General features: G+C 38.3%; 2 protein-coding genes. Both read left to right on the forward strand.

Annotated features, from left to right (window positions below; translation table 11 throughout):
* Window positions 1-12 precede the first annotated feature (12 nt).
* Window positions 13-243, forward strand: coding sequence for a DNA cytosine methyltransferase (locus AC22ZQ_RS14260; protein WP_413468690.1), 231 nt, complete (start codon window positions 13-15; stop codon window positions 241-243).
* A 33-nt stretch (window positions 244-276) separates the two neighbouring features.
* Complete coding sequence (locus tag AC22ZQ_RS14265) at window positions 277-1,992, forward strand: ATP-binding protein (protein WP_318959427.1); 1,716 nt, start codon at window positions 277-279, stop codon at window positions 1,990-1,992.
* The last annotated feature ends 162 nt before the right edge of the window (window positions 1,993-2,154 follow it).

Consider the following 2,154-nt stretch of genomic DNA (forward strand, 5'->3'; position numbering starts at 1 on the left):
AGCTATCAAGCCGTGCGCCCTCTTCATCCAGAGCAACCCAGGGTCATAACTGTTCGAGAAGCCGCGAGACTGCAAGGGTTTCCAGACTGGTTCGTCTTTCATCCTACAAAATGGCATAGTTTCAGAATGATTGGTAACAGCGTTTCACCTCTAGTTTCAGAATTTGTCCTCAAAATTATGCACCAGAAGTGTCTATCGAGACTATATGGAGAAAAGGCAAAAGTTTGTCATTTAGCTAAGTAAACGATAAATGAAAATTTGCACAGGGAGCATTTGATGATTGGTCGAAAAATAAAAGTAAAATCAGGAGTAGCTCAAGGATTCATCGAAAAAGTGCTCACTCGAGACATCACAACTATGGCTAGCATATTTGATCTTATTGATAACTCCATTGATGCAGCAAAAGAGCGTATGTTTTCCAATGATATTGGAGCTGTTGAATTTGATGAATATAAAATGCCTAAAAATTACTTTGGGTATGAAATATCAATAGAACTCCATAATAATTACTTTTCCGTTGAAGATAATTGTCTGGGTTTAGATGAAATAACATTGACTGAACACGCTTTTATGGTTGGAGCTGAGTCTGATCATGAATTTGGATTGGGAAAGTTTGGAGTTGGACTAAAGCGCGCATTGTTCAAATTTGGCACTAACTACTCATTTATTACCGACACTGGAACACTAGCGTTTTCGTTGGATTTTGACAACACAACCTTAGGTCATACTAGTGAATTGGAAGCTATTGAAATTGAAACAAGCAAAAAGCCAGGAACAAGGTTTAGAGTTACCAATCTTAGAGAACACGTCAAAATGGAGTTCTCTTCCCAAGCATGGACTCAGAAGTTAAAGAATGAAATATCCGCTAGATATGGAATTTTTATAGGAAAAGGATTTTCAATAAAATTAAAGGTTCAAGACTCTGAGTATGAAAAGCTAGAATCACGATGGCCAAAATTTCATATTAATCACCCTTATATGCCTTCTGAGAAAGTAATCAAACAATTTCAGGATGTAAGCATTTATATTGAGTACGGGTTGCATACAGATTTTAAACTAAACGCGGAGTTTGGAATTAACAACGCCATGTTAAAAGATGGGAATCCTTTTGGATGGTATGTAGTTTGCAATGACCGTGTTATTGAAATTGCGGTACGAGAGGGAGAGGACTATGGTTGGAAGAAAGCATGGCATAATGAATACAACGGCTTTGTAGGGTATATTCGATTTCATTCAAAATCAGTAGGCAGCTTACCTTGGGACTCTACTAAAACAAGAATAGTAACGGATGATTTAATTTTTCTTGGACTAAAAGATACACTTGGTCAAATGGCTTTGAATTATCGGAGACTTAAAAAGTTCGCCTTAAAGAGTACTAAGGAAGCACAACTTAACAAGGAAAGCTTGGAAGCTACTGCAAATGACTCATCTGCTGGAAATAGTAGTATCCCGCCTGCAACCTCAAATAGTATAAGCAACACCCCTAAAGGTGGAATGGAATACACTTCGACGTCAAATAAAAGAGGAAGGAATGATCCCGAAAAGCGCCAGTACATAACCCATGGCGATTACAGAGTTCCTCTTAAAAATAAAAATATGAAGAGAGTCTATCTAGAACTAACTTCATTGAATGTTGAGGATAAAACATTAGCTGTAGCACTACTGGCCAGGGTTTTCTTGGAGAACTTATATATCTCGTACTATGAGCATCGATTTGGTAACCCTCCTTCTCCAAAGCTCCAAACTCACCAAGTTATGGAAAGAATTATTACTGATCTTCAGTCGGATGAAACAGTTGTATTTAGTAAGGATGAGAAGAGGGCTTTAACAGCATTGAATAGTATAAAGTCAAATGAGCATAGTCCGCTATCACCAAAAACACTTGGGGCAAACGCTCATTTAGCCATGTACCCTAAAGCACGTGAGCTAAAAATTGAATGGGATAATATAGACCCAATAGTGGCTTATTTTGCAGAGAAATTGTACGGTTGATTTACAATAACTGGAGCCAAATCAACATCTAAGTTACTTATGCCAACCTCACCAAAACGCTTGCTTCGACACTGCCAGCCACATAATTACCAGCACTGTGGCTGGTAGGGTTATAAGCGGCAGATTGGTAAAGCCTTTATGCTAAAACTGCACCAGTGCCTG

Source organism: Lishizhenia sp. (assembly GCF_057456495.1).

Excerpts from the sequence above, each read along its gene's own strand:
- AC22ZQ_RS14265 (WP_318959427.1), top strand. The coding sequence starts at position 277 with ATGATTGGTCGAAAAATAAAAGTAAAATCAGGAGTAGCTCAAGGATTC.